General features: G+C 41.3%; 20 protein-coding genes. 8 read left to right on the top strand and 12 right to left on the bottom strand.

From position 1 onward, the window contains the following. The first annotated feature begins 59 nt into the window (after nucleotides 1-59). Nucleotides 60-3,425, top strand: coding sequence for a transcription-repair coupling factor (gene mfd, locus ACKPCE_RS14495; RefSeq protein ID WP_319505704.1), 3,366 nt, complete (start codon nucleotides 60-62; stop codon nucleotides 3,423-3,425). A 6-nt stretch (nucleotides 3,426-3,431) separates the two neighbouring features. On the opposite strand, the gene ACKPCE_RS14490 is transcribed toward mfd, so the two are convergent. The 8 genes from ACKPCE_RS14490 to ACKPCE_RS14455 all read right to left on the bottom strand — a co-directional run bounded on the left by ACKPCE_RS14490 (nucleotide 3,432) and on the right by ACKPCE_RS14455 (nucleotide 12,874). Beyond that, nucleotides 3,432-5,282, bottom strand: a complete 1,851-nt coding sequence (locus ACKPCE_RS14490) for a YgiQ family radical SAM protein (protein WP_319505703.1) — start codon at nucleotides 5,280-5,282, stop codon at nucleotides 3,432-3,434. A 45-nt stretch (nucleotides 5,283-5,327) separates the two neighbouring features. Continuing rightward, nucleotides 5,328-5,552 carry a sulfurtransferase TusA family protein gene (locus ACKPCE_RS14485; protein WP_276993811.1) on the bottom strand — a complete coding sequence of 75 codons (225 nt, stop codon included), beginning with the start codon at nucleotides 5,550-5,552 and terminating at the stop codon, nucleotides 5,328-5,330. Then, a complete protein-coding gene (locus tag ACKPCE_RS14480; protein ID WP_276964261.1) occupies nucleotides 5,549-5,866 on the bottom strand; it encodes a DUF8442 family protein in 318 nt (105 codons plus the stop codon). The genes ACKPCE_RS14485 and ACKPCE_RS14480 overlap by 4 nt, the downstream gene beginning before the upstream one ends. Before the next feature lie 108 nt (nucleotides 5,867-5,974). Further along, nucleotides 5,975-8,896, bottom strand: coding sequence for a golvesin C-terminal-like domain-containing protein (locus ACKPCE_RS14475; RefSeq protein ID WP_319505702.1), 2,922 nt, complete (start codon nucleotides 8,894-8,896; stop codon nucleotides 5,975-5,977). A 176-nt stretch (nucleotides 8,897-9,072) separates the two neighbouring features. After that, nucleotides 9,073-11,064: a glucosamine-6-phosphate deaminase gene (locus ACKPCE_RS14470; RefSeq protein ID WP_319505701.1), complete on the bottom strand. Its 1,992-nt coding sequence runs from the start codon at nucleotides 11,062-11,064 to the stop codon at nucleotides 9,073-9,075. A gap of 173 nt (nucleotides 11,065-11,237) precedes the next feature. Then, complete coding sequence (locus tag ACKPCE_RS14465) at nucleotides 11,238-12,023, bottom strand: amidohydrolase (protein ID WP_308765484.1); 786 nt, start codon at nucleotides 12,021-12,023, stop codon at nucleotides 11,238-11,240. A gap of 9 nt (nucleotides 12,024-12,032) precedes the next feature. Next, nucleotides 12,033-12,584, bottom strand: coding sequence for a lysophospholipid acyltransferase family protein (locus ACKPCE_RS14460; RefSeq protein ID WP_276993803.1), 552 nt, complete (start codon nucleotides 12,582-12,584; stop codon nucleotides 12,033-12,035). Nucleotides 12,585-12,604: 20 nt separating this feature from the next. After that, nucleotides 12,605-12,874 (bottom strand): hypothetical protein, encoded by a 270-nt coding sequence (locus ACKPCE_RS14455; RefSeq protein ID WP_319505700.1) that lies wholly within the window; start codon nucleotides 12,872-12,874, stop codon nucleotides 12,605-12,607. Between the two features lie 212 nt (nucleotides 12,875-13,086). Between ACKPCE_RS14455 and ACKPCE_RS14450 the strand changes: the two genes are divergently transcribed. Beyond that, the gene (locus ACKPCE_RS14450; RefSeq protein ID WP_024996790.1) at nucleotides 13,087-14,733 is read left to right on the top strand and encodes a diphosphate--fructose-6-phosphate 1-phosphotransferase; all 1,647 of its coding nucleotides are present in this window, start codon (nucleotides 13,087-13,089) and stop codon (nucleotides 14,731-14,733) included. An 81-nt stretch (nucleotides 14,734-14,814) separates the two neighbouring features. Then, a complete protein-coding gene (locus tag ACKPCE_RS14445) occupies nucleotides 14,815-15,678 on the top strand; it encodes a glycoside hydrolase family 25 protein (RefSeq protein ID WP_319505699.1) in 864 nt (287 codons plus the stop codon). A gap of 63 nt (nucleotides 15,679-15,741) precedes the next feature. Here the strand turns inward: ACKPCE_RS14445 and ACKPCE_RS14440 are convergent, their stop codons facing one another. Then, on the bottom strand, nucleotides 15,742-17,070 hold the full coding sequence (locus ACKPCE_RS14440; protein WP_319505698.1) for a C39 family peptidase: 1,329 nt from the start codon (nucleotides 17,068-17,070) through the stop codon (nucleotides 15,742-15,744). 272 nt (nucleotides 17,071-17,342) lie between these two features. Here ACKPCE_RS14440 and ACKPCE_RS14435 point away from each other — a divergent pair, with 272 nt between their 5' ends. The 4 genes from ACKPCE_RS14435 to ACKPCE_RS14420 all read left to right on the top strand — a co-directional run bounded on the left by ACKPCE_RS14435 (nucleotide 17,343) and on the right by ACKPCE_RS14420 (nucleotide 20,528). After that, entirely contained in the window at nucleotides 17,343-17,960 is a 618-nt protein-coding gene (locus tag ACKPCE_RS14435) for a hypothetical protein (RefSeq protein ID WP_319505697.1), read from the top strand. 197 nt (nucleotides 17,961-18,157) lie between these two features. Further along, on the top strand, nucleotides 18,158-19,399 hold the full coding sequence (locus ACKPCE_RS14430; RefSeq protein WP_319505696.1) for an RHS repeat domain-containing protein: 1,242 nt from the start codon (nucleotides 18,158-18,160) through the stop codon (nucleotides 19,397-19,399). A gap of 7 nt (nucleotides 19,400-19,406) precedes the next feature. Beyond that, complete coding sequence (locus tag ACKPCE_RS14425) at nucleotides 19,407-19,901, top strand: RDD family protein (protein ID WP_319505695.1); 495 nt, start codon at nucleotides 19,407-19,409, stop codon at nucleotides 19,899-19,901. A gap of 147 nt (nucleotides 19,902-20,048) precedes the next feature. Next, nucleotides 20,049-20,528, top strand: a complete 480-nt coding sequence (locus tag ACKPCE_RS14420; protein WP_319505694.1) for an RDD family protein — start codon at nucleotides 20,049-20,051, stop codon at nucleotides 20,526-20,528. 146 nt (nucleotides 20,529-20,674) lie between these two features. Here ACKPCE_RS14420 and ACKPCE_RS14415 read toward each other — a convergent pair whose 3' ends face one another. The 3 genes from ACKPCE_RS14415 to prmA form a co-directional block, all read right to left on the bottom strand. After that, nucleotides 20,675-22,765, bottom strand: coding sequence for a BT4734/BF3469 family protein (locus ACKPCE_RS14415; protein WP_319505693.1), 2,091 nt, complete (start codon nucleotides 22,763-22,765; stop codon nucleotides 20,675-20,677). Beyond that, nucleotides 22,762-23,157, bottom strand: coding sequence for an HU family DNA-binding protein (locus ACKPCE_RS14410; protein WP_024996737.1), 396 nt, complete (start codon nucleotides 23,155-23,157; stop codon nucleotides 22,762-22,764). Before ACKPCE_RS14410 ends, ACKPCE_RS14415 begins: the two co-directional genes overlap by 4 nt. A 370-nt stretch (nucleotides 23,158-23,527) precedes the next feature. Continuing rightward, the gene (prmA, locus tag ACKPCE_RS14405; RefSeq protein WP_319505692.1) at nucleotides 23,528-24,373 is read right to left on the bottom strand and encodes a 50S ribosomal protein L11 methyltransferase; all 846 of its coding nucleotides are present in this window, start codon (nucleotides 24,371-24,373) and stop codon (nucleotides 23,528-23,530) included. A 141-nt stretch (nucleotides 24,374-24,514) separates the two neighbouring features. On the opposite strand from prmA, the gene ACKPCE_RS14400 reads away from it, so the two are divergent. After that, nucleotides 24,515-25,861 (top strand): hypothetical protein, encoded by a 1,347-nt coding sequence (locus ACKPCE_RS14400; RefSeq protein ID WP_319505691.1) that lies wholly within the window; start codon nucleotides 24,515-24,517, stop codon nucleotides 25,859-25,861. Nucleotides 25,862-25,865 lie beyond the last annotated feature (4 nt).

The raw sequence follows: 25,865 nt of genomic DNA, 5'->3' as shown, positions 1-25,865 counted from the left end.
AAACTAAGTATAATTTAGTACTTTTGTGCCCTAATTAGCTTTTTTGATAATAGCAAAAGATGACCATTACCGAACTGCAACAACAATATGCCGCACATCCTCATACCGATGCGGTCAATAAATTACTTAACGATACTTCAGTTAAACATCTTTTTTGCGGAGGATTATGCGCTTCCGCTGCTTCTTTTTTTTCATCCTCATTGATCCGGAAATACGATGTTCCGTTCGTTTTCATATTGGGTGATCTGGAAGAAGCAGGCTACTTTTATCACGATCTTACGCAGATATTGGGAACTGAGCGGGTTTTGTTCTTTCCTTCTTCTTTCCGCAGGGCGATAAAGTATGGCCAAAAAGATGCTGCAAACGAAATTTTACGCACCGAAGCACTTAGTCGTTTGGAAAAAGGAGATACATCTGTCTGTATCGTTACTTACCCCGATGCGCTTTCGGAAAAGGTGGTTTCCCGTAATAATTTAAAGGAAAAATCGCTGAAACTACATACGGGCGAGCGGGTCGACACATCTTTTATTACAGATGTACTTCATAGTTACGGATTTGAGTACGTTGACTATGTTTATGAACCCGGACAGTATGCCGTGCGAGGAAGTATCATTGACGTGTTTTCTTTCTCTTCCGAGTTTCCTTATCGTATCGACTTTTTTGGCGATGAAGTAGAGAGTATCCGTACTTTTGAAGTTGAGTCTCAGCTTTCAATAGAAAAGAAGAAGGACATTGTGATTGTTCCCGATTTGGGACTTGGCGATGGGAGTGATACTTCTTTTCTTGATTTTATTCCTCAGAATACCGTATTGGCGGTGAAGGACTTTCTATGGCTTCGCGAACGCATGCAGGTTATTTATGAAGAGGCGGTTGCTCCTCAGGCCCTCATAGCACAAGAGGAAGGGTCGGCTCCGATAAGGCTGGAGAATAAACTCATTGACGGAAGTGAGTTTGTGACCAGAGCACTTGATTTTCGTCGGCTTGAGTTCGGATCAAAACCCACCGGTACACCGGATGCCAGTTTGCAATTTGCCGTAATGCCTCAACCTGTCTTTCATAAGAATTTCGATTTAGTTGCCGCTTCCTTCAAGGAGTATCAGGAGAAAGGTTATACTCTTTATATATGTAGTGACAGTAATAAGCAGACTGAGCGAATCCGTTCCATCTTTGAGGATCGTGGCGATCACATCAGCTTTGTTCCCGTGGAACGAACGTTGCATGAAGGTTTTGCCGATAATCAACTGCGTATTTGTGTGTTTACCGATCATCAACTTTTTGACCGTTACCACAAATACAATTTAAAGAGTGACAAGGCGCGCTCGGGTAAAGTGGCTCTTTCGTTGAAGGAACTGAATCAGTTTACTCCCGGAGATTATGTTGTACATACTGATCATGGCGTTGGACGTTTTGCCGGATTGGTGCGTATACCCAACGGAGACACGACACAGGAGGTTATCAAAATAGTATATCAGAATGAAGATGTGGTGTTCGTATCTATTCATTCCCTACACAAGGTTTCCAAATACAAAGGAAAGGAAGGAGAACCTCCACGCCTGAATAAATTGGGAACAGGTGCTTGGGAGAAGTTGAAAGAGCGAACCAAATCAAAGATTAAAGATATTGCACGTGATCTGATTAAACTTTATTCACAACGCAGGGAAGAAAAAGGCTTTGCGTTTAGTCCCGATAGTTTTCTACAAAGGGAACTGGAGGCAAGTTTTATTTACGAGGATACTCCCGATCAAAGTAAGTCTACTGCTGATGTCAAGCAAGATATGGAACGGGATGTGCCGATGGACCGTTTGGTGTGCGGTGACGTAGGTTTTGGTAAAACCGAGGTTGCTATTCGTGCTGCTTTTAAAGCGGTGACAGATAATAAACAAGTCGCTGTTTTAGTTCCCACAACCGTATTGGCTTATCAACATTATCAAACATTTAAAGAACGCTTGAAGGATCTTCCCTGTAAAGTTGATTACCTGAGTAGGGCACGTACTGCCACACAGACGCGAAGTGTTATCAAAGGATTAAAAGAGGGTACGGTGAATATCTTGATCGGAACGCACCGTATTCTTGGCAAAGACGTCGTGTTTAAGGATCTTGGACTGTTAGTTATTGACGAAGAGCAGAAGTTTGGAGTTAGTGTGAAAGAGAAACTCCGCCAGTTAAAAGTCAATGTTGACACGTTGACCATGACGGCAACGCCTATTCCGCGTACATTACAGTTCTCATTGCTGGGTGCGCGTGATTTGAGTGTGATTTCTACTCCTCCGCCTAACCGTTATCCCATACAAACAGAGTTGCATACGTTCAACGAGGAAGTCATAACAGATGCCATTAACTTTGAGATGAGTCGCAACGGTCAGGTGTTTCTGGTTAATAATCGAATCTCGAACTTGCCGGAGCTTAAGGCAATGATTCAGCGTCGCATACCTGACTGTCGCATTGTGATAGGACATGGACAGATGGAGCCTGCGCAGTTGGAACAAGTCATTTTAGATTTTGTGAATTATGACTACGATGTGCTGATTGCCACAACCATTATTGAGAGTGGAATAGATATACCGAATGCGAATACTATTATAATTAATCAAGCTCATAATTTTGGTCTGAGTGATTTGCATCAGATGCGAGGCAGAGTAGGACGTAGCAATAAAAAAGCATTCTGCTATTTATTGGCACCTCCCTTGCCCAGCTTGACTCCGGAAGCGCGTCGACGGTTACAGGCCATTGAGAATTTTAGTGATCTGGGAAGTGGTATTCACATTGCTATGCAAGATTTGGATATACGCGGAGCGGGTAATATGCTTGGTGCAGAGCAAAGTGGTTTTATTGCTGACCTGGGGTACGAAACATATCAGAAGATATTAACAGAGGCTGTACGCGAATTGAAAACGGATGAGTTTGCTGAGTTGTATGCCGATGAAGTGATGAGCGACGGTAAGATCAGTGGCGAGCAATTTGTGGACGAATGTATGGTTGAGAGTGATTTGGAACTTCTTTTGCCTGCCAATTATGTGACGGGAAGCAGTGAACGAATGTTGCTTTACCGTGAACTCGACAGTTTGAATCTGGATAAGGAAGTGGTGGCATTTCGTGGCCGATTGGAGGATCGCTTCGGACCTATACCTCCCGAAACGGAAGAATTGCTGCGTATTGTTCCTCTGAAACGCTTGGCAGCCCGACTGGGAGCAGAGAAGGTTTTCCTGAAAGCCGGAAGAATGACTCTGTTTTTTGTCTCCAACCCCGATAGTCCATTCTTTCAAAGCACTGCTTTTGGTAAAGTGATTGCTTATATGATGGCCTATACCCGTCGTTGTGAGCTGCGCGAACCTAATGGCAAACGGTCTATGGTTATAAAATCAGTTGAGAATGTTGAAACAGCTGTTAGTGTGCTACAAGAAATGATAGCCATGGAAGAAAAATAATTTCTTCTATGGCTTTCCGTACAGTTGGTCTATCAAATCTTTTCTGCCGAGTCTTTTTAGTTCACTGATAATATCACGGCGTTCATCGGGTTTATACCAGAAAAAGAATTGCCGTTGTGCCAGCTTTTCACGAGGCGTTTTTGCACTGAAAACAGGTTCTAAAGTATATGGGTGATAACCGGTATACCAGGCTTCTGTTGCTACTGTCATAGGAGTAGGGGTGAAGTCCTGAACCTGTTCCAAATGAAAATCCAAGCGTTTGGTTTGCACGGCCAGTTCAGCCATATCTTCTTCTTTGCAGCCGGGGTGACTACTTATGAAATAAGGAATAAGCTGTTGACGCATATTCTCTTCCCGGTTGATGCGGTCGAATATCTTTTTGAACTCTTCAAACTGTTTGAAAGAAGGCTTTCGCATGATGTAAAGAACTTCGTCGCTGGTGTGCTCGGGTGCCACTTTGAGACGGCCGCTTACATGACGGCTGATCAGTTCGCGAGTATACTCATCTGCATGGCGGTTTATCTCTTCTTTTTTGCTTCTATGTAGTAATAAATCATATCTGATCCCACTGCCAATGAAACTTTTCTTAATACCCGGAAGTGCATCTACGCTCCGGTAAATATCCAACAATGGCTTATGGTCCGTATTAAGATTAGGACAAACTTTAGGGTGAATGCACGAAGGACGTTTGCACTTTCTGCAAATATCTTCATCAATGCCTTTCATCATATACATATTTGCCGAAGGCCCGCCCAAATCACTTAAATAGCCTTTGAAGTCAGGTAATTGAGTCACGTCACTAACCTCTTTGAGAATGCTTTCTTTGCTTCTGCTGACAATGAATTTACCCTGATGCGCCGAGATGGTGCAAAAGGCACAACCACCAAAACAACCTCGATGAATATTGACCGAGAACTTGATCATGTCGTAGGCGGGAATCCGCTTGTTCTTGTATTTTGGGTGCGGTAAACGAGTATAGGGTAAATCAAAAGAATGGTCGAGCTCTTGCTGATTCATGGGCGGATAAGGTGGGTTTACCACTATCGCTTCTTTCCCTACGTACTGAATCATTCTGGATGCAGCATATTTATTACTTTCTTCCTCAATAAAACGGAAATTGGCAGCCTGTTTCTTCTTGTCACTCAAACATTCTTCGTGGCTGGCCAACAAAATATCGTCGGCATTCGGTTGAATGGATGATGATATGTAAGCGGTTTGAGGAATGAAGTCTAATGCTTTCAGGTGGGCTACAGTTATCTGCTCAATGCTGGCTGTCTCTATTTCTTTTTGTAAATGATGTGCCAAATCCACGATTGGTTTTTCGCCCATTCCGTATATTAGTAAGTCGGCTCCACTATCACATAAAATACTTTTTCGAACAGTATCTTGCCAATAGTCATAATGCGTAAGCCGGCGCATGGATGCTTCAATCCCTCCTAAAACAACCGGAGTGTCCGGCCATAATTCTTTCAGAATACGTGTATATACAATACTAGGGTATTCCGGACGCATGTCAGGACGTGCGTCGGGAGTGTATGCATCATCGCTGCGAAGTCGTTTGTTGGCCGTATATTTGTTGACCATGGAATCCATACAACCGGCACTTACCCCAAAGAAAAGACGTGGACGACCCAATTTCTTGAAGTCTCTTAAATCATCTCGCCAGTTAGGTTGAGGAACAATTGCAATGCGCAAGCCTTCAGCTTCAAGTATGCGACCAATTACAGCCGCACCAAATGAAGGGTGATCTACGTATGCATCACCGCTAAAGAGGATTACATCCAGTTCTTCCCATCCACGAAGCTCCACTTCTTTCTTGGTTGTAGGCAACCAGTCTGTCAGTTTGTATTCTTTCATGGATGCAAAGATACGGATAATTCTGATTATTTACGCAATCAGGCTTCAGATGGCTTCATGTTTAGTGAACTCCAGACTCATTTTCTCGCCGTCGTATATTTCTCTGAAACCAATTTTCTGTTCCGACAAGTAAGCCTTAATATCACTAAATGCACTACTGTCATTCATGATTATTTTGATGCTTTCTCCGGGTTTGGCTGTTGCTATGGCAGCAACAGCCGGAACCAGCGGGTTGTATCTGACTTCTTCGCAAGTATTTATCGTTTTCATGGTTCGTCGTCCTCCTCTTCTTCTTTTTTAAACCAACTTATATAAAGTTTTATAAGCTGTTGCAGTCCAAAAGCTTTCATGTTATTGTGATAAATAACATCAATACAGAGGTCAAGCAGGTCTTTGCTATTTTCAGTTTCCGATGCAATCAGAGAACGTACATTCAATTTTAATTTTTCAAGAACTTCCTCATCTACAATTCCGGTACTGTCAATCAGGTGGCGGAACAGACCATATTTCTCAATGGTTTGTAGGTTCTTTTTAGATATTTCCATGCTGCGTGTGCCCGATGGATTTGCTTGTATAGTGTACATAGTGTTGTTTTTTTAGGTTATTACTATAGGGCAAAGATAAACTTTAAATTGAAAAAACAACTACCACTTTACATTCTTAACTTAATTTGTACCTATTTACATGCAAGGCTATTTATCGGAGAAAAACTTTAGTATGGAGGCCATAATAGAGGCTCGGTCGTATTCGGATTCAATGCTTTCGAAAGGAAAGCCCATTACAAATGTACGGTAATCTCCTTTGAAAGCCACCCCTGCACTCTGATTGCCAGGCAGATAGCTGAATACTGAAAAGGCCGGAGCCAAAGGAACCAGGCAGTCGGGCTTTGTAACAGCATACGATCTTTCGTTAGGCAAACGAGGTATTGAAATCGTTTTTCCTAACCCGCTGATACCTCCCGATCGGTTTTCCTGCAACGATTCTTGGTAGCCATATTTCAGAATTTTCTCCGTGAACTCGCGGTTACCTTGTGATGAACTCATGTCACTGCCAATGTAAGCGCCACTCACGAAAATGTTACCTCCATACAAACTATACGACGTTAATGCTCTTTGCATGGCAGAAGAGAACGTTTTGTAATAGGTCTGTCCGGCCTGAATGCCACTTGTATTCTCTTTTTCCAAACCTAATATCAGGTCGACTACATTGTATGCGTCCAATGGCACCTCACCACTTTCAACCGATTCATCGCTACACGATACGAAACTGAATGAACCGGCTGCCTGTATGGCTTTTCCGTGAATGAAAGGATAATCAAACGTATTGCCGGCTATTTGCATACCTTCCAGTTCGCCGGTGCTATAACCCAGACACCCTTTTCCTTCTTTGCCACCTTTACTCCTGTCGAATCCTGTTTGCACTCCGCAAATAGATATATCCGACAGATAAGCCACACCCGGATCCTCTTCCATATCAAATCCGGCTTGCTGCTCATTATTGACTATTGCCGGAGCACTTAGACGGTCAAATCCGTTGATAATAAGAACCCGTCCACGCTCTTTGCGGGCTTTATAGGCAGACAGAATCTCCGATGGAAAACTTTCTCCACCGTGATTAACAGCAGCAACTTTAAAAGAATAAACCAATCCAGGTTCTATTTTGGCTGTATAAGTTGTAGCGTTTACCGTAACCCCATTGTCAAAACCTCCACGGCCCACGCGCGTGTACACTATATATTCTCTAGGCTTAGCAGTCGGTTCGAGTGGATCGTTCACAGCATTCCAGTTTAATTCCACCGTATTTTTCTTTTTCCCGAAACGGATAGAAAAATGATCTACCGGCAAGGGCTGAACAATATAATCTTTGTTGTGCTGCGTTGATAGAAAGCGAAGTACGGATTTGTACAATGCACGCCCTACGGTAAATTTAAAGTTTGGATCGTGCCCCAAACGCATATCTGCAAAATTTTGATGCGACAACAGTTCCACAATGGTTGAAGGGACAGCAGGCAAGCGAGTCTCACTATAATTCCTATCCCATAACTGCCTGCGGCTCCATGGTAAATTGAAGGTTGATGATATATCGTTTTGAAGTTGAGACAGCATAATGTCAGCCAAATCACGCGAAGCCAAACGATTGATTCCTGCATTTAATTTTCCATCATTAAAGTTTGTTGTGCAAATAGCTAGAGATCCTATTATATCATCTTCTTTATCAAATCCTGCATCGCTGTGTAAAGCAAGCGTCATCTCCAGAGGAACCCCTAATCCTTTTTCTGTGGGGTTGTAAACAGAACCACCCGATAAGTAGTTCACGGCATTGGCCCGCGTATTGATATCGTCAATATAATCATTGCTACCCTTACGCCCTCCGTAAACCTCGTATGGCATGCCGTACCACTGTGCGCTATATCGAGCTCCTTCCAGATATCGGGGTAATTCGCTGGTACTTCCTCCTCTGACAATGTTACCCATTCCTCCTCCGAAGCGTACTGCATCAGCGCAAACGATTCCTTTCTCTTTACTTTCGTTGCTAAGTACCACCATGCCGTAGTCATTGGTTCCCTTGTCAAATTCAAATGTTCCCAAATAAACCCATGTGCCTCCACCTATTTGTTGGTTCACCTTGAATTCAGTAACACCTCCCTTGTGGAATACCAGATATTTGGCATCACTCACACTGTTTTTCATTGTTTGATAAGTAACATATACAGCATATTTGCCTGTTTCCGGAATTTCGGGCACCCATTCGGCAAATGCTTTATCCTTTTTCCGTTCCGTAGCTGCATAGCGGGCTGTGCCATGCAAAAAAGGATTTTCACCATCTTGATAAGTTGGCTTAAGCTGGGCAAAACCATTAGATTCTGCTTTTTCCCATCGTGCTTTTCTGCTTTTAACTTCCAGATAAAAAGAACTACCTTTGTGAGTATCATTATCAACTATCACTTCCTGCTTCTGCGTATCTCTTTCACGCGGAGTGTAAACAACCGCACCTGCATTTTGAAGCATCGGAATGACGTAGGGCAGAATAAAAGATTGAGTAAATTGATCTTCAGTTGTAGAAAACAATCTGGGCCGTTGCCATCCCCATTCTTTTTTGTCATTAATGAAATATTTGCCGTGGCTTTGCCAAAGTGCCACGTGTTGACCATTAAGACCTTTACTGATGTTGTAAGGACGTGAGTTATTGATCACCCAGGGTGCCCCTTTGTATTCAATGTTTGCAAAAAGGCGAGATTTGTCTTTCTTAGATTTCCTGTAAATATTGGGAATAAGTTCACTGATTTCTTTCCGGTTGGTAATAACCTGAATGTCATAGAAACAAACAGGCCCCGGCAACAATTGCTTTAGCTCCTGATAAATTGTTTCAGTGATTTCTGGCAAAAAAGGCTGGCTGGCAAAGTTATCACCTGCATATACAAACAACTTCTTTCGGTTGTAATCAATCCTGAAACTGTCTAGTTTACAAGTCCCGATGTTGGCTCTTAACGGTTTGTATTGTCTGAAATAACTTTTTAAACGGTCTTCCACATTACGCTCCAAATCCTGAGCGAGAATGGTATTATTGAATAAAGATAGATATAGCAGGGTCAGTAAAACAGTCAGCTTTTTCATTTTTTCTTTTATTTGAAACACAAAAGTATTAGTAATAAGGAAAAAAAGAAAAAATGATAGGTTAAGGATGATTAACATCCCAAAGAAAAACAAGCCATTGGTTACCGGTATTTCACTTCAAAGAGAAAGCCGGACAACCAATAGCTTGTTTAATTAATTGTTACGGTATGTCCTTATTATAAAGGTATATACTCAACAAAAGCTTCCATTGCTTCATAAGAAGCTAGTCCTAAACTATCGTAAAGTGCAGCAGTGCCACGATTACGCTCCTCACTACGCTGCCAAAACAGACGTTCGTCGTTACCCATAAACGGTGCACTTTCCATTTGCGACTGATGTTTGAGGATTGAATTACGTTTGGCTCTTAATTCTTCCGGACTGATAGGTACAGCCATTTCAATGTGTTCAATTTCCCACTCTGCCCATGCACCTCGGTACATCCATATGCGGCAGTCTTTCAACCATTTGGCTCCCTCTTCTTTCTCTAAGTCAATTGCAGCAAATACAGCATCTGTACATACACGATGTGTTCCGTGCGGATCGGCTAAGTCTCCTGCTACAAATATCTGATGTGGTTTTACTTCGCGAAGCAAAGCCCTTACGATTTCCACATCCGCTTCACTGATAGGATTTTTTTGAATTTTACCCGTTTCGTAGAAAGGAAGATCCAGAAAATGGCATCTGTTTAATGGAATATTATTATACATACAAGCAATGCGTGCCTCGCCGCGACGAATCAGACCTTTGATCGTCAGAATGTCGCGAGTGTCCATGTCACCATCTTTTTTGTCTTTCAGAAATTCACGGATCTCCGCATATTTATCATTGATAACCTTATCGGCACTCTCAATGAATAATTGGTTAAATCCGTTGATAAAATGGAGGAAACGAATAACTTCTTCATCGCCTACTGCTATATTTCCCGAAGTTTGGTATGCAACGTGCACTTCGTGCTTCTGTTCAACCAGTCGGCGAATAGTGCCACCCATGGAAATCACATCATCATCAGGATGCGGAGAAAAAACAACAACCCTTTTCGGGAAAGGCTTGGCGCGTTCAGGGCGGTAAGTGTCATCAGCATTGGGCTTACCACCGGGCCACCCGGTAATGGTGTGTTGAAAATCATTGAATATTTTGATGTTAACGTTGTAGGCAGAGCCATACAAAGCCAACAATTCACTTAGTCCGTTTTCGTTGTAATCCTTATTTGTTAATTTAAGAATAGGCTTTTTGGTGATGGCGCAAAGCCATACAATAGCACTTCTAATGAGTTTATCATTCCATTCGCAGGAAGTAACCAGCCATGGCCGCTGTATGCGGGTAAGATTTGCCGCAGCCGAAAGGTCAATCACTACATGCGCATCGTTGTGTGTCTGTATGTATGATGCAGGAATATTATCTGTTACAGCACCTTCTACACAATTGTTTATCATGTGAGCTTTGTCTTCTCCCCAAGCCATAAGAAATATCTTTTTAGCGGCGAGGATGGTAGAAACTCCCATCGTGATAGAACTAACCGGTGTGCTTTCTATGCTACCAAATGATTTGGCTGCTTCGTTTCTGGATGCGTTATCAAGGAGAATAAGTCGCGTTGCAGAATTTAATCGGGATCCTGGTTCATTAAAAGCAATATTTCCAACCCTTCCTATTCCTAATAAAGCGATGTCAATACCACCAAAACTGGCAATTCTTTGCTCATACAACTTGCAATATTCAAATATGGTATCTTTGGCAATGGTTCCATCCGGAGTAAAGAGGTTTTGTTTATCAATGTCAACGTGATCGAGAAACATCTCTTTCAATGCATTGAAATTGCTATTAACTGCATCAAGGGCCAGCGGATAGTATTCGTATAAATTGAATACAATAACATTTCGGAAGCTCAGCTTTTCTTGTTGATGCATCCGTATCAATTCCGAATAAACATTTCGGGGAGAGTTGCCTCCTGTTAGAGCCAAAACACAAAATTTGCCCACTTTTTGCTTTTCCTTAATGGTTTGAGCAATTTCGTAAGCTATTTGGTTGGCACCTTCCTCAGCAGATTCAAATATGTCTGTAGGAATTTTTTCAAATCGGGTTAACACCGATTTCTCAAATGCATTCTCGGGTTTGTAGTATCTGGGGGAAACCCTGTTGAGAGTGATTTGAGAACTAAGATTTGTTTTCATAAGTTCTTTTTTGAGTTATGTTAAATTAAAGTCGTGTGACTGTTATTCACGACAAATATACTAAATCAGTTTGTTATGAAACTCTTTTTAGTATCATATTGTTGTGCAATCAGCAGGTTTTTAACATTTGTTTCTCTTCGGAAAGAGCTCAAAACAGTTGAAAGAAAAACGTTTTAATCGATGTGAAACGAGTCGGCATCTTTCCAGGTGGGAAACTTTTCGCGGAATAGATGCAGGTTTTTTAAATTTAGCTTGGCGGTAGCAAAGTGATCCTCATTATCAGGGACTTGCGCTATGACATCTCCCCGGGCAGAAACAACCACACTTCCTCCGTTGTAATCAATGTTGAATGCGTCTTTCCCAATGCGATTAACCCCACACACATAGCATGCATTCTCAATAGCACGGGCTTTGAGTAGTATATCCCACACGGATCTTCTTCCTGCAGGCCAGTTTGCCACATAAATAAGAAGGTCATATTCATTGTTTACGTTTCGGCTCCATACCGGAAAACGTATGTCGTAACAAACCAACAGACAAATATTCCAGCCCCGATAATGAATAATACTTTTTTTATCTCCGGCGGCAAAAGCTTCAGTTTCACCTCCCATACGGAAAAGATGTCGTTTGTCGTAAAATACGGAGTCGCCTTCAGGAGTAATGAAAAAGGCGCGGTTAAAATAAGAGGTATTTTCGCAGGCTATATAACTACCTGCAATGGCCAGATTGAACTCGGAAGCCCATTGTTGAAGTGTTGTAATGGTCATTCCCGTGATGCTTTCACTTAATACATCACTGCGCATACTGAAACCTGTTGAAAACATTTCAGGCAAAACAACAAGATCCGTTTCTCCGCAGAGCTTTTCGAGCTTGCTGCGGAGTGAACGGAGATTTTCCTGCTTATTCTCCCAGATAATCTCTGTTTGAATGATGGTTATTCTTAAGTCGTTTAACAACATGGAATCAACTTACAAACCTGTAGCAAAGTTTTCAGGATGTTTCCCTCTAAACTGTTGATAATACAATTTGATTTCACGCATATCTTTATCCATATCACCAGAAGGAATAATTACCTTGTTTGAAGTGATTGTCTTGCTTGGATAATCAATGGCAACTAATATGATGGGCACCTCTGCTTTCATTGCAATATAATAGAAGCCTTTCTTCCAGTTAGGATTTGCTGTACGTGTGCCCTCAGGGGTTATTGCCAAATGAAATCTTTTACTTGTGCGAAAATGATTAACCATTTGGTCTACTAATGACGTTTTACGACCGCGATCAACGGGAATTCCACCAACGGCTTTAAATAAAAGTCCCAGAGGAAAGAAAAACCATTCTTTTTTCATCATGAAACTAGTCTTTCTGCCAATGGCACCGTAATATAATTTTCCGATAAATAAATCCCAGTTGGTTGTATGAGGAGCTGCGCATACTATGCACTTGTCGTAGTTAGGTACATCAAGAACTACTTTCCATCCCAAGATACGAAAGTAAATAAAGCTGTAAATTGCTTTTTTCATTCTAACAAATACTCTGACTATTAATTTAGCTTACCGATTGAATCAATGATTTCGTTTACTTTGGTATCGAAATCAGCACGCAATTTTTTGTAGAATGCTTTTACATTACCGGGTTCCGTGTGGCTTATGCGGCATACTATGTCATCTTGTACTTTAAGAATGTTAAGCATAATTTCTTCAGCTTTATCCTTATTAGTTCCGGGTACATAGTTTGTTTGTATGAGGCACTCGGTGAATAATTCTCCCAAGATATAATTTACATTCTTTTTTAGTTCTCTTCTACTTGCCATAATGTTTACAATTTATGTGGTTTAAATTAAAATATATGGGGTAAAGATAAGGAGAATCTTTGGATTTATGCTATTAAATGTACGTTTTTTCGTATTTTGAGGTACTTAGCAGGTATTTACTCCTCTTGTATTTTCATAATTCAGAAAAAAAAGCGAAATTTGCTCGCGTTTAAAAACAGAACTTACTAACCCCTTTAAATAAAAATAGAAAAATGACTAAAAGTGCATTGCAAATTGCAAGAGCAGCTTATCAACCCAAGCTGCCAAAAGCGTTGAAAGGATTTGTTCAGGTGAAAGAGGGAGCTGCTACACAATCGGTTGCAGATCAGGAAGCTATTAAAGAGCTTTTCCCCAATACCTACGGAATGCCATTGATACAATTTGTTGAATCAGCATCAGAAACATCTTTTTCTCCGGTCAATGTAGGTGTTATTCTTTCGGGCGGACAAGCTCCCGGCGGGCACAATGTTATTTCCGGATTGTTTGACGGTATTAAGAAATTGAATGCCGATAGCAAACTTTACGGATTTATATTGGGTCCCGGTGGATTGGTTGATCACAACTACATGGAACTAACTGCAGATATCATTGATGAATATCGCAACACAGGTGGTTTCGATATAATCGGTTCAGGCCGTACCAAACTTGAAAAGGAAGAACAGTTTGACAAAGGTTATGAAATTCTGAAGCAATTAGGAATCAAAGCTTTGGTGATTATCGGTGGTGATGATTCTAATACGAACGCTTGTGTTTTAGCAGAATATTATGCTGCTAAAAAATACGGTGTTCAAGTGATCGGTTGTCCTAAAACAATTGACGGTGACTTGAAAAATGAGATGATTGAAACTTCTTTCGGTTTTGATACAGCTTGTAAAGTATACTCCGAGGTGATTGGAAATATCCAGCGCGACTGTAACTCGGCCCGTAAATACTGGCACTTCATTAAGCTGATGGGTCGTTCGGCTTCTCACATCGCTTTGGAATGCGCACTTCAGGTTCAACCGAATGTATGCATTGTTTCTGAAGAAGTTGAGGCTAATGACATGTCTTTGGACGACGTGGTAACTTACATCGCCCAGATTGTAGCCAACAGAGCTGCTCAGGGCAATAACTTCGGTACCGTACTGATTCCCGAAGGTCTGATTGAGTTTATTCCGGCAATGAAGAGACTGATCTCTGAATTGAACGACTTCTTGGCTGCCAATGCAGAGGAATTTTCGCACATCAAGAAATCTCATCAGAGAGACTATATCATTTCAAAACTTTCAAAAGCAAATGCAGATATCTATGCTAGCTTGCCTGAAGGAGTCGCTCGTCAATTAACTCTTGACAGAGATCCTCATGGAAATGTACAGGTATCATTGATTGAGACCGAAAAGCTTCTTTCTGAAATGGTGGCTACAAAATTGGCTCAATGGAAAGCAGAAGGTAAGTTTGTTGGAAAGTTCGCTTCTCAACATCACTTCTTTGGTTATGAAGGACGTTGCGCAGCGCCTTCAAATTATGATGCAGACTACTGTTACTCATTGGGTTACACGGCTTCTATGCTTATAGCAGACGGTAAAACCGGTTATATGTCATCGGTTCGTAACACAACAGCTCCAGCCGATCAATGGATTGCAGGTGGTGTGCCCATTACGATGATGATGAACATGGAACGTCGTCACGGCGAAATGAAACCGGTTATCCAGAAAGCTTTGGTTAAACTTGATGGTGCACCATTCAAAGCATTTGTTGCACAACGTGACAAGTGGGCTATAGAAACAGCTTATGTATATCCGGGTCCTATTCAGTACTTTGGTCCTACAGAAGTTTGTGATCAGCCAACTAAAACATTGCAGCTTGAACAAGCTAAATAATAATTTTTGAATACCGGCCGGTAATAAGCATGTATTTCTTCATGACTGTTACCGGCTTTTTATTTCTTTTCAGCCTGAAACATGACCGGAATTAGCACTGTGCGGGGAAGACGAACCTCTAAAAAATCAACAACTTCCCGAAGTAAATCAACGAAACGTAAGCGGAAAAAAACTTCCCGCTCCATGCCTGTGTGGTTACGCAATGTGCTGGCTTTGTTTCTCATCCTGGCTTTTTCTGCCAGTTTTTATTATTTCTTTATTCGTCCGTATGCTTACCGCTGGAAACCGTGTGGCGGACAAAAAGAATACGGCGTTTGCATGCCTTGCTGCTATGATGTTCACGGCATAGACGTGTCACATTACCAAGGAAGAATTGATTGGGAAGAACTTTTTGCTCAGAACCAAGAAACTGATTTCCCTATCGAGTTTATATTTATGAAAGCAACAGAGGGCGCAACCCTGGGTGATGACACTTTTCAAAAAAACTTCGCTTTAGCCCATAAATACGGATTTATTCGAGGTGCCTATCACTTCTTTTCGCCGAAGACCGATGCACTGAAACAGGCTGATTTTTTCATTAAAACCGTAACTTTACGAAAAGGAGACCTTCCACCTGTGCTTGATGTGGAACTAACCGGCAGGAAAAGTAAAAGTGAGCTTCAAAAGAGTCTCAAGATATGGCTTGACCGCGTGGAGGCGCATTACAAAGTAAAGCCCATTTTATACACTTCCCACAAATTCAAAACCAAATACCTCAATGATCCCTCTTTCGATGTTTATCCGTATTGGATAGCACATTATTATGTTGATTCAGTTAAATACGCAGGTAAATGGTATTTTTGGCAGCATACGGATGTTGGCTCGGTGAAAGGAATCAAAGAAGAGGTTGATTTGAATGTATTTAATGGTACTCTTGAAGATTTAGAGGCACTTACTATTAAATGATTGAGCCTTTTTTATTTTGTCAGACTGTTTTTTCATGACATTTTGCTCATAATACAAGTCCCGTTACCACCCAAACTGTACCGGTACATTCTGTAACTCTGGTATGTTATTATTATACAATGATCGTGTATTTTGTGATTGTGGATGCACTATGATGGCATATTTCCACCATACATTTGTAGCGTTGACAATATCTTCCCGTCGATATACTCTGTCACATCCCATGTAGAGACCATTGGCATAGGTTTTCCCTTTGGACCAGGGGTCATATATTTCAAAGAAAACAGTATTGTTAATCACATAATACCCCTTTACTAGAATAAAATGCCCTGATGATTTGTTGGTTGTAGTGTAGAATTTATCTAATTCCCATTGCTCACCTTTCGTTTGAGTTCGCACATAATAAATATCCAGACATAAAATAGCAATGTTCCCGGCATTTATTTCGGCAATCAAATCGTTGACTTTCCACTCGTTGAAGCTCATTACGTGATGGTTGGCACCATATTTGTTTAGATAATCCATAATAGTTCGGGTACTCCAGGCACCTCCATCTAACAAGTACGTATTTCTGGCTTCTTCAGCCGAATGATTAAAGTCCTTATTGACCCACATCAATGCCATCGTTGCGCAGGTCGGTCCACAATTCATATTGCTGTAAGTGCCTGTGTTAGTCTGATCAATATACCAATTGTAATTCTTGTTGTTTGATTGGTTTGTGTCTACCTGTTTGCCGATTTTGTATACCCGATACCAGGTGAGGGGAGGCAATGGCAGGTGTTTCACAGTGCTTGCCTCACAGTCCGGGCTGCTCATGGTTAGTTTCACCTCGATAGAATCCGGTCGAGAATCAGTGGCGGGAAGCATGAAATAAGTATATAAATCGTTTTGTATCATGCTTTTACGGTCAACTATTTCCCAATTTTCAACTAGTTCTTTGGATGAGGGAATACTATATGATTTGTTTATCAGCCGATACCGGTCTATCTCGTCTACATATTCAAAATCGGGCACAATACGAATCCCGTCTTGTGTAATAGTAATGACTTGTTCAGGTAACTCTTCATTAATTATACTGATGAGTGTACTTCGTTGCAGCCCGGTGTTAGGACTTGCTGTTATAAAAACGGTTGCGGTGTCGCCTTTGTTAGTTTCTCTATTAATGTAAAGCCAGTTGTCTTCATTACTTTTTATTTCCCATTCTGTATTTGATATGATTTGTATCTTTTGACTTTGTGCACCTTCGGCATCAAGATAGATATCTTTATTTGTTATGGTAATTACTGCTTTTTCTTTTTCAGTAGAGCAAGATAAGAGTACGATAACTCCGACTGTTATCGTACACCATATCCTTAAATCCTTATAACGCCTTAAAACTGCGATTTTTTTCATGTTCACCTCTTTATTGACTGATACACGAAAGTAGCTATAAATTATTTTTTCTTCAAGTTATATCCGCTGATAATTGATTAAATTATAATAGGAATCTCACATAATGTGTTACATTTGTTGTAAGCTATTAATGTTTTGGCTTTGATTAGTTATTTCAGTGATGGTAGATTGTCTTTGTTATAGGGCAGTTCCTATTTTCAAGAGTAATCGTTGATTTATGGATTTATAAAAAAAAGTATCGTAAAGAGTATTTATCAAAATATTAATTGTCTATGAAAATATTAAAATTATTTTTAATAATGTTGTCTGTCTTATCTTGTTTCTCTTGTATCAATAAGAGGAAACGCTATTTGAAAAATGCTATTAAATGGGATGCAGAAATATGTCCACTTATTTATTCGGGAAACTCCGAAATAATTCTAGTTTGTGTATCAGCTCAAGGTTTGATCGACAAGCTCAGTGAAGATTTTAAACTCAATAACCTTGAAGAATATCTTTATATGCAAATGAAAAACGGCTCTCCTATAAATGTTGCTAAAAAGTATTATGATGAAGCCTTAAAGCATAATTACCGTATATGTGCTGATTCCGTAATAGATTCAATTTATAAAAAAAACGGTGTTTCAGGCCTGATAAAAAAATACTTTAAAATAGGACTAACTGAGTCTGATACAGATAAAACGTTTATATTATGGAATGAAGAAGAGCGGTTTCCTTTGGTCGGGAAAAAACCATACCCTGCATTTGGACAAAACACCAATAGAGATTACCTGATCTATCTTTTGTCTAAACATAATATTTACTTTAATTCCATTGAGATAGATCATATTTCAATGATTATACTAAGCGAAGAACTTTCAGATATGAGTGAAGTCAAGTTTGATAATTAGTTGTAATTTTAGCCTGATGATTTATTGAGTGGCACTAAACGAACAAAAAGAATAAGCAATCCGCTCTGACCAGCTCGTATGCCTATAACATCCGTTCTTGGATTAAGTCCGTTGCTTCTCCTCTTTTTAGTCAGACTCTTTACTATAATGATACTTATGCGGGCAATACCCCTCGTTATAACGGTAACATCTCTGCCATGAGCTGGAGCGTTTCGGGAGAGAACAAAACAAGAGGTTACAACTTTACGTATGACAACCTTTCTCGTCTTACCGGAGCGGGGTGTCTGGAAAACGGCAATGCCAATGATCGTTTCAATACCTCTTACGCTTATGACAAGCACGGTAACATGACCCTGCTCAGTCGCAGAGGTAATACGGGTACCACTACTTACGGCCTGATCGACAACCTGATAAAAGATTATAATAAAAGTATAACAGAAATCTCATATAATGTATTAAATTTGCCGCAGACGCTTAAGATTTATTCTGCCACGAATACATACACGTATGCGGCCGACGGACGGAAATTGAAAACGGTGCTCGGTGGTAGTAAAACAACTGATTACTGCGGCAATGTGATCTATGAAAACGGCTTATTGAAACGCATTTTGGTTGATGGTGGCTATATAGAAAACGGCACATACTATTTTTACCTGACGGATCATTTGGGTAATAATCGTGTGATTGCCAGCTCTAGTGGCAGTATTGTTCAGAGTAATCATTATTATCCGTTCGGGATGTCTTTTGCTGAGGGTTCCGCAACCAGCCAGCAACCTTACAAGTACAACGGTAAGGAACTGGATACGGAGAGAGGACTTAATCTTTATGATTATTCTGCCCGGTATATGGATCCTGCATTGGGGAGATTTAATACAGTGGATTCATTGGCTGAAAAGTATTACTCGATAAGTCCGTATGTGTATGTAGGAGATAATCCACTGAAATTAATTGATCCAGATGGAAAAGATTGGAAAGATGCATTGCTGCATCTTCAGAAAAGTGTCTCAGGAAATATTTCTGTTGGATTAAAAGCTGGTGCTTCTATTGAGGTTTCGGGAGTAAATGTAGGCGCTCAGGTTAATGCGGGAAGTGTTCAATTGGGAAGTGGTGGTCTTAAGGTTACAAGTGGAGTTGCAGCTAATGTGGGAATTATAGGAGTTGAAGTATATGACAATGCCTATCAATTAGACGCTTCACATGATGTAAAAGAAGAAGGATTTCAAGTGAAAGTTCCTATATGGTCGGAAGATTATAAAACGACCACTACTTTTGATTCTACTAAACAAAATTATAAAGAAGTCAAAAAAGAAGAGACTACAGAAAAAAAAGTAGGAAATATAAATGTCTCTGCTGCTTTAATAATTGGAGTTGAAATAGAAGTTGATCTGACTGAAGTTTGGGATTTTCTCATTGAATTGTCGAAAGATATATTAAGATAAAAAAAACATGAAAAGTAAAAGATTTGTGGCGTTCATTATTGATATGGCAATTGCAGTTATATTAGCTATTTTTGTTTATGTGACATTACGTTGTTTCAATATAAATAGCTTTTCTTTCATTGGGGCCCCTTTTGCATGGGTTCTGTTGATTTGTAAGGATTGCTTTAACGGTATGAGTGTGGGAAAACGTTTTGTTGGCATTCAAATTATAGATAGTACTAATAGGGAAATAGCATCTCCTGCGAAATGTGTAATAAGAAATTTATTTTATTTCTTAGGCGTTATTGATGTACTTGTTATGTTCTTTCATTCAAAAACTATGCGACTGGGTGATTGTATTGCTCGTACAGAGGTGCATTTACGTGATGATACATTGCAAAAAGTGAAATTATACAAAATAATACTTGCTATAGGATATGTTTTAATAGTATTCACTATTGTAGAAACACTTTTGCATGTTTATGCCTCTTCTTTAGGACTATTTGGACTTTTATATCGATAAAGATTGATGCTGATTTATTTTGGTATAGTGTATGCTGTGATTACTCTGTTCGTTACATGCACCTGCATTTGGATGGTTTAATATAGTAAACTAGTTGGCAGAGAAGTATTATTGGAATTTTATAGTTGAACTAATTAAATAAAGGAAATGAAAAATAAAAGATTTGTGTCGTTCGTTATTGATCTGGCAATTGCTGTTATATTAGCTCTTCTAGTTTATATGATATTAAATTGTCTGAATGTAAAAGTCATTTCTCCCATGATTGGCTTTATTGTGTGGGCAGTATTGATTTGTAAAGATTGCTTCGGTGGCGTGAGTGTAGGAAAGCGTTTGGTCGGTATTCAAGTTGTAGATAGTAATAATATGCAAATAGCATCTCCTGTAAAATGCGTAATTAGAAATTTATTTTATTTCCTAACTTATATCGATATACTTGTTATGTTTTTTAATTCAAAAAATATGCGACTTGGAGATCGTGTCGCTCACACAGAAGTGACTTTACGTGATAAAACATTGCAAAAAGTGGAATTCTCTAAAATAGTAGTTGCTATAGGATATGTTTTAGTAGGACTGATAATTGTGGAAATTATCTTGTATTTTCGTGCATCTTCCTTCGGCTTATTATAATAAATGAGATGTTGGTATATTATTATTAAAGTAAATAATTTTTATAAATCAATAAGCATTAACGCCCGGCAAATCGCTGGGCGTTAATGTCCTATGCACATCGTGCAGTGTTTATTCTGTGGTTTCCCATGCAGAGACAAAGATATTTACTTCTTAATTTCCACCACCTTATAAACTGTTCCCTGACGTAACCTGCGGTTACTGAAATGGTTTTTCAACGATCGCCCCAGTTTCATGGCTGTTGTGGTGCTACACCTGAAGCCTGAATGCTTGCGCTGAATGCGTTCCAGCATTTCACTGCAGGTGAGTTCCTCAAACAACTCCGTATTGACAGGTACACGAAAGTAGCTGTAAATGGTTTCTTCTTCGGGCAACATCCGCTGAAATTTTTGATTGCAACGGGTGATGTATGCTTCTTCTTTCGGTGTAAACCAGCAAGGCTTCTTGCAGCGCAACTCCTCAATGGCTTGGGCATATACCTGTTTGTAGTCGATGGCGCTGCTGTAATCAATTCGTCCTTCTACTTCAATGCAGATAAAACGGCGACTTCCTGTAGGGTCAGTCAGCAGGTCGAAATTGTTGCTCGTGGCAATGAATGTGGCATAACGCGGCATACGCTCCGTGCTTCCGGCGTATGGTAAGCGTGTTTGTATGACTGTTTTTTGCAATACATGCTTCAGGAAACCTTGATACGAAGCGCTGATGGAGTCGAATTCATCCATGTTGATCAGGGCAAAGCGACTCAAAGCCTGTTCTGCCTGACTGCGTTTGCTGAAATCAATGCTGTCCGTGTAGTATTCGCGAAGCTCGGGAGGTAGCAGGTTGAGACAGAAAGTTGACTTGCCACACCCCTGATCACCCACCAGCAAAGGAAGCACGCTGTTTGCATGCTGCTTATTGAGCTGTTGCCACCCGGCAACCATCCCCAGAAACCAGGTGTGAAACAGTGCCGGCCACTTGGGGTTATCACATTTTATGCGCCGAGCCAGTTCCCCGATACGATCTTTACCGTCCCACGTGCCGGTGGAGTACAGAAAATCTTCTATGGGATTATAAGCCGGCACACGGTCGGATTCCAGATAACGTTTAATATCCACATCCCACGAGGGCAGGCCTTCGCTGATGGCATTCATGCAAATGGAGTTCATTGCCTGCTTGTTTACGCTGCGAAAGTCGAAGTAAAACGACATGACTTCCCTGTATTCTACCTGATTTTTCAGTACGTTGCGTCGTAACTGATACCGTCGTTGCATAAACTCTTCCATTTGTATAATCAGTGCAGTTCCCGAAGGAATGCAGGGATTGTTGCCGAACAGGTTTGCTCTGTTCTCCATGGAATAGACGTTGCGGAAACTGGTACGAAGCACGTTTAAATGTGGTCTGATGCGACTGTATAAAATGGACCAGCGAATGGCGTCTTCTTCCGGAATGCCCGACCGGAAACAGTTTTCGGCCAGTTTGATGCAAAACGGAACCATGTCGCCCTCCCAGTCAATGTGGTTAATCTCCCGCAATGCATTCTCCATTGACGTGCTGTAAAGTAACGCAATGGCGTTGCTGCGTTCCAGCCCGGGCAACAATCGTTGCAACGGGTTGGACTGCATGTCTCTTTTTTCCTGATAGGTTGTCTCTACCGGCATGTTCATGGGCTGACTGATGCGAATGGGCACGGCTTCGGGGTTGTAATACAGGTTGGGGTCATAGCTCATGCGGCAGCAATGATCCAACGTGGGTTTCTTCAGCATGATTTCACGCCGAAGTTGAGGCTGATACCATTGCACGGCATCCCTATACGCCTTGGCGTGAAAAAACTCGGCCAAACGGTGTTCTTGCGGCAGTCCCCCTTCGGGTAGGGTAAAGGGTACTACTATTTTCACTGTTTTGTTACTCGAACCAATGAAGGCAACCAATGTTTGCGGCAATCTTGCGACATCGTTTCTTACCTGTGTGGCTTCCTTGTGGTTGGCCAGGTTGTTAACTTCCAGCAGCACACAGCCGTTGTACTGCACCATTTTCTGCTGTCCGTCGCGCTGATGGAATACACCTCCGAAGGCATACAACGGAATTTTCTGTGCATACACGGTTTTTGCGTTCGGTGAAGCGTAGGCCAGCATCTCTCGCAAAGTAGATACGGGGCGTGCTTTGATTTCCGTTTTCATGGCTTCGAGGGCAGCAATCAGCTCTAATGTGCGTTGAGTCTGGGTTTTGCCGTCTTTTCTGTATAAGGTTATTTTCATTTTTGAGGCGCTCTTTTGGTTCGTATGAATTTGATTTTGCCCATAAACACTTTCATGTATTTATCGGCTTTGAAACAAATACGCTTCGCCTTTACTTTTGATGGAGTGCATTCTTTCGCGGTGCTGAACCCTTCACTGCTGGCCGAAACCGAGAATAAGCCAATGCCTTTGAGATACACGGTGTGACCTTTGGATAAGAACTCTTGCATGACTTCGCCCAATGCAATAACGGAAGCCTCTACATCGGCATGCGTAAGACTACACCTTTCGCTAATTACTTCGGCCATTTGTGACACACCAATTTGCCCCGAAGTTACGGGAATTCCGTGGTAACGAATTTCTTCCTCAGAACCACTTTTGTTCACTTTCTTTCTAACTACGTATGAATACATAAGCTTTTTACTTTAAGATTAATTACTGGTTAATAAAAAGCATATAGACCCGGGTGTACATACCTTATACACCCGGGTCTATAGCCCTTGTACATGGGGGTGTATGTGTGTTGTACACCCGGATGTACACACTGTTTTTCCTTCTTCAAATATACGAAATATAACGAGGAAAGTCAAGTGTTTACGGCTTTATTTTACCGTTTACCTGTCATTTATTTTATTAAAAAAAGTTGGTGATACTTGGTGATACTTGGTGAGGCTTTTTTTTAGCGAAGTGTCACACGCAATTATCTGATAATCAATTTGTTACAAGGTTGGTGATACTTGGTGATACTTTATTTCATACTTTTTATGAGGCAAAACGACTCAATCAGGGGCGGACAAACTTCACCGCCGTCCAGTTGTTTTGCGATTTACTGTGCGTAAAATGCAATCCCAGGCTTTCTGCTTTCTCTCTGATCAAGGGAACATCTTCTGCATAAAAGCCGCTCATGTAAAGCTCTGCCTGTGGTTTCATGCAGGCTACGTAGGCAGCCATATCATGCAACAGAATGTTTCGGTTGATGTTGGCTATCACTACATCAAAGGGACCTTTTCCGTTCAGCGTTGCCGCATCGCCCAGTTCCACCTCAATGTTGTTGATGTGGTTCAGCGCTATGTTTTCAATGGAGTTATTCACACACCATGAATCAATGTCAACAGCCAGCAGCGCATCGGCTCCCCGCATAGAAGCAAGTATGGCCAGAATGGATGTTCCGCAGCCCATGTCGAGAACTGTTTTGCCTTTTAAATCGGCATCGAGCAACTCACTGATTATCAAACTGGTAGTTTCGTGATGTCCCGTTCCGAAAGCCATTTGCGGGTTAATCACAATGTCATATTCTGCCTGTGGAACATCTTGGTGAAATGTGCTGTGAATCACGCAGCGGTTACCGATAACAATGGGTTGAAAGAAATTCTTTTCCCACTCCTCGTTCCAGTCTTTGTCTTCGGCTTCGCTCCACGTATAACCGATGGACACGTTTTCGATGGGAAAATCTTCGAGGGAGGCTTTCAGTAACTCTTCCCGGTACAGCTCTTGTTGAATATATGCCGTGATTCCACTTTCGGAGTCAACAAAACTTTCAAATCCTACTTCGCCCAGCGTGGCAACCAATACATCGTTTACCGCTTCTGAGCATGGCTCTGTTTTAAAAATAAATTCCAGATACTTCATATTCATGTTATTATTTACGCAAAGATAAATTCATTTAGGGAAATCCCTATGATGAATTGGGGAAAATCTTCCTTTTAAGTAATAACACGCGCGTATCTTTGTAACGTGATAGTAGAATTAATAACTATAAAACCCGAGATTATGAAAAAGATTGTTTTAAGTATGCTGTTTGCCTTGTGCCTTCCATTGGCTATGATGGCACAAAGCTCTAATGATGATCTTTACTACGTTCCTTCTAAAGACAGTGAAAAAACGACTGTCAGGGAAAAAGCTCCGGAGGCAAAGAAAGAGGTGAAGAAAGAAGTCAACACCAACGTATATGTTGCACCCGGTTCAAAAGTAGTAATACAGGATCGCAAGGGAAATACCCGCGATGTTGATGAATACAATCGTCGATATAGTTCGAAGGAGAATGATTTCGTTCTGCAGAATGATACATTGTACGTGAAGGAAAAAGAAGAACCCGAACTGGATGGTGAATGGGTCAACGGCTTTACCGGATCAGAAGATGATTACGAATATGCAGAGAGAATTATCCGTTTCCGCAATCCGCGTTTCGCCATACACATAAGTAGTCCGCTGTATTGGGACATTGTATACGGAGTTAATTCGTGGGATTGGAACGTGTACACCGATGGTTTCTACGCATACGCATTCCCAACCTATACAAACCGTTTATGGTGGGACTGGCGCTTTAACTCCTTCGGCTACGGATGGGGTAGCTGGAATTATCCTTATTATTATTCAAGCTGGTATCCCGGTTGGAATAGCTGGTTTGGTTTCTCCTTTGGAGGTTCTTGGGGAGGCGGCTACTACGGTGGAGGCTATTGGGGGCACCCGCATTATGGCGGCGGTCACTGGGTCGATAACAACAGAAACGTATATTACAATAACAGAAGATCAGCTTATTCCAATGACGGACGTAATTCCGGATTATCCAGAAGGTCTTCTTATGTATCCGACAGACAATCAACGAGTAGCAGGACCAGTACCTATCAGTCGGGCAACTCATCGAGAAGGGTAGTGGGTACCAGAGTAGTTGGTTCCAGAGTGGTTGGCGAAAGACCGAACGTAAGCAGCCGCACGGATGCTTCTTCATCACGCCGCACAACCTATACGCGTCCCAGCAGCACCCGAAGCAGTATCTCTTACGAGAGTGTGGGCTCAGACAACAGAAGCACCACCGGCTCACGTCGTTCTTCGGTAAGCACAGGAAGTTCTGAGAGAAGTAATTCTACGTATAGCAGAAGTAACTCAACTTACAGCCGGGGTAGTTCATCAGAACCACGTTCATATTCTTCGGGCGAAAGCAGAAGAAGTTATAATCCGGGTAGCTCTTCCTCTTCTTCTTCCAGAAGTTATAATTCGGGAAGCAGCAGTTCATCTCGCTCAAGCGGTGGAAGTTATTCGGGAGGCAGCTCTTCACGTTCCAGCGGCGGAAGCAGTTCTTCTTCTTCCAGCCGTAGCAGTGGAAGTAGCAGACGGTAATCCG

This window comes from Bacteroides graminisolvens (assembly GCF_963666085.1).
Classification (GTDB): Bacteria; Bacteroidota; Bacteroidia; order Bacteroidales; family Bacteroidaceae; genus Bacteroides; species Bacteroides graminisolvens.
This window is presented reverse-complemented; position numbering and strand designations above follow the sequence as displayed.

Excerpts from the sequence above, each read along its gene's own strand:
- ACKPCE_RS14450 (WP_024996790.1), top strand. The coding sequence starts at position 13,087 with ATGACTAAAAGTGCATTGCAAATTGCAAGAGCAGCTTATCAACCCAAG.
- ACKPCE_RS14470 (WP_319505701.1), bottom strand. The coding sequence starts at position 11,064 with ATGAAAACAAATCTTAGTTCTCAAATCACTCTCAACAGGGTTTCCCCC.
- ACKPCE_RS14440 (WP_319505698.1), bottom strand. The coding sequence starts at position 17,070 with ATGAAAAAAATCGCAGTTTTAAGGCGTTATAAGGATTTAAGGATATGG.
- ACKPCE_RS14480 (WP_276964261.1), bottom strand. The coding sequence starts at position 5,866 with ATGTACACTATACAAGCAAATCCATCGGGCACACGCAGCATGGAAATA.
- ACKPCE_RS14410 (WP_024996737.1), bottom strand. The coding sequence starts at position 23,157 with ATGTATTCATACGTAGTTAGAAAGAAAGTGAACAAAAGTGGTTCTGAG.
- ACKPCE_RS14445 (WP_319505699.1), top strand. The coding sequence starts at position 14,815 with ATGACCGGAATTAGCACTGTGCGGGGAAGACGAACCTCTAAAAAATCA.
- ACKPCE_RS14420 (WP_319505694.1), top strand. The coding sequence starts at position 20,049 with ATGAAAAATAAAAGATTTGTGTCGTTCGTTATTGATCTGGCAATTGCT.
- ACKPCE_RS14475 (WP_319505702.1), bottom strand. The coding sequence starts at position 8,896 with ATGAAAAAGCTGACTGTTTTACTGACCCTGCTATATCTATCTTTATTC.
- ACKPCE_RS14435 (WP_319505697.1), top strand. The coding sequence starts at position 17,343 with ATGAAAATATTAAAATTATTTTTAATAATGTTGTCTGTCTTATCTTGT.
- ACKPCE_RS14455 (WP_319505700.1), bottom strand. The coding sequence starts at position 12,874 with ATGGCAAGTAGAAGAGAACTAAAAAAGAATGTAAATTATATCTTGGGA.
- ACKPCE_RS14465 (WP_308765484.1), bottom strand. The coding sequence starts at position 12,023 with ATGTTGTTAAACGACTTAAGAATAACCATCATTCAAACAGAGATTATC.
- mfd (WP_319505704.1), top strand. The coding sequence starts at position 60 with ATGACCATTACCGAACTGCAACAACAATATGCCGCACATCCTCATACC.
- prmA (WP_319505692.1), bottom strand. The coding sequence starts at position 24,373 with ATGAAGTATCTGGAATTTATTTTTAAAACAGAGCCATGCTCAGAAGCG.
- ACKPCE_RS14425 (WP_319505695.1), top strand. The coding sequence starts at position 19,407 with ATGAAAAGTAAAAGATTTGTGGCGTTCATTATTGATATGGCAATTGCA.
- ACKPCE_RS14415 (WP_319505693.1), bottom strand. The coding sequence starts at position 22,765 with ATGAAAATAACCTTATACAGAAAAGACGGCAAAACCCAGACTCAACGC.
- ACKPCE_RS14490 (WP_319505703.1), bottom strand. The coding sequence starts at position 5,282 with ATGAAAGAATACAAACTGACAGACTGGTTGCCTACAACCAAGAAAGAA.
- ACKPCE_RS14430 (WP_319505696.1), top strand. The coding sequence starts at position 18,158 with ATGAGCTGGAGCGTTTCGGGAGAGAACAAAACAAGAGGTTACAACTTT.
- ACKPCE_RS14460 (WP_276993803.1), bottom strand. The coding sequence starts at position 12,584 with ATGAAAAAAGCAATTTACAGCTTTATTTACTTTCGTATCTTGGGATGG.
- ACKPCE_RS14485 (WP_276993811.1), bottom strand. The coding sequence starts at position 5,552 with ATGAAAACGATAAATACTTGCGAAGAAGTCAGATACAACCCGCTGGTT.
- ACKPCE_RS14400 (WP_319505691.1), top strand. The coding sequence starts at position 24,515 with ATGAAAAAGATTGTTTTAAGTATGCTGTTTGCCTTGTGCCTTCCATTG.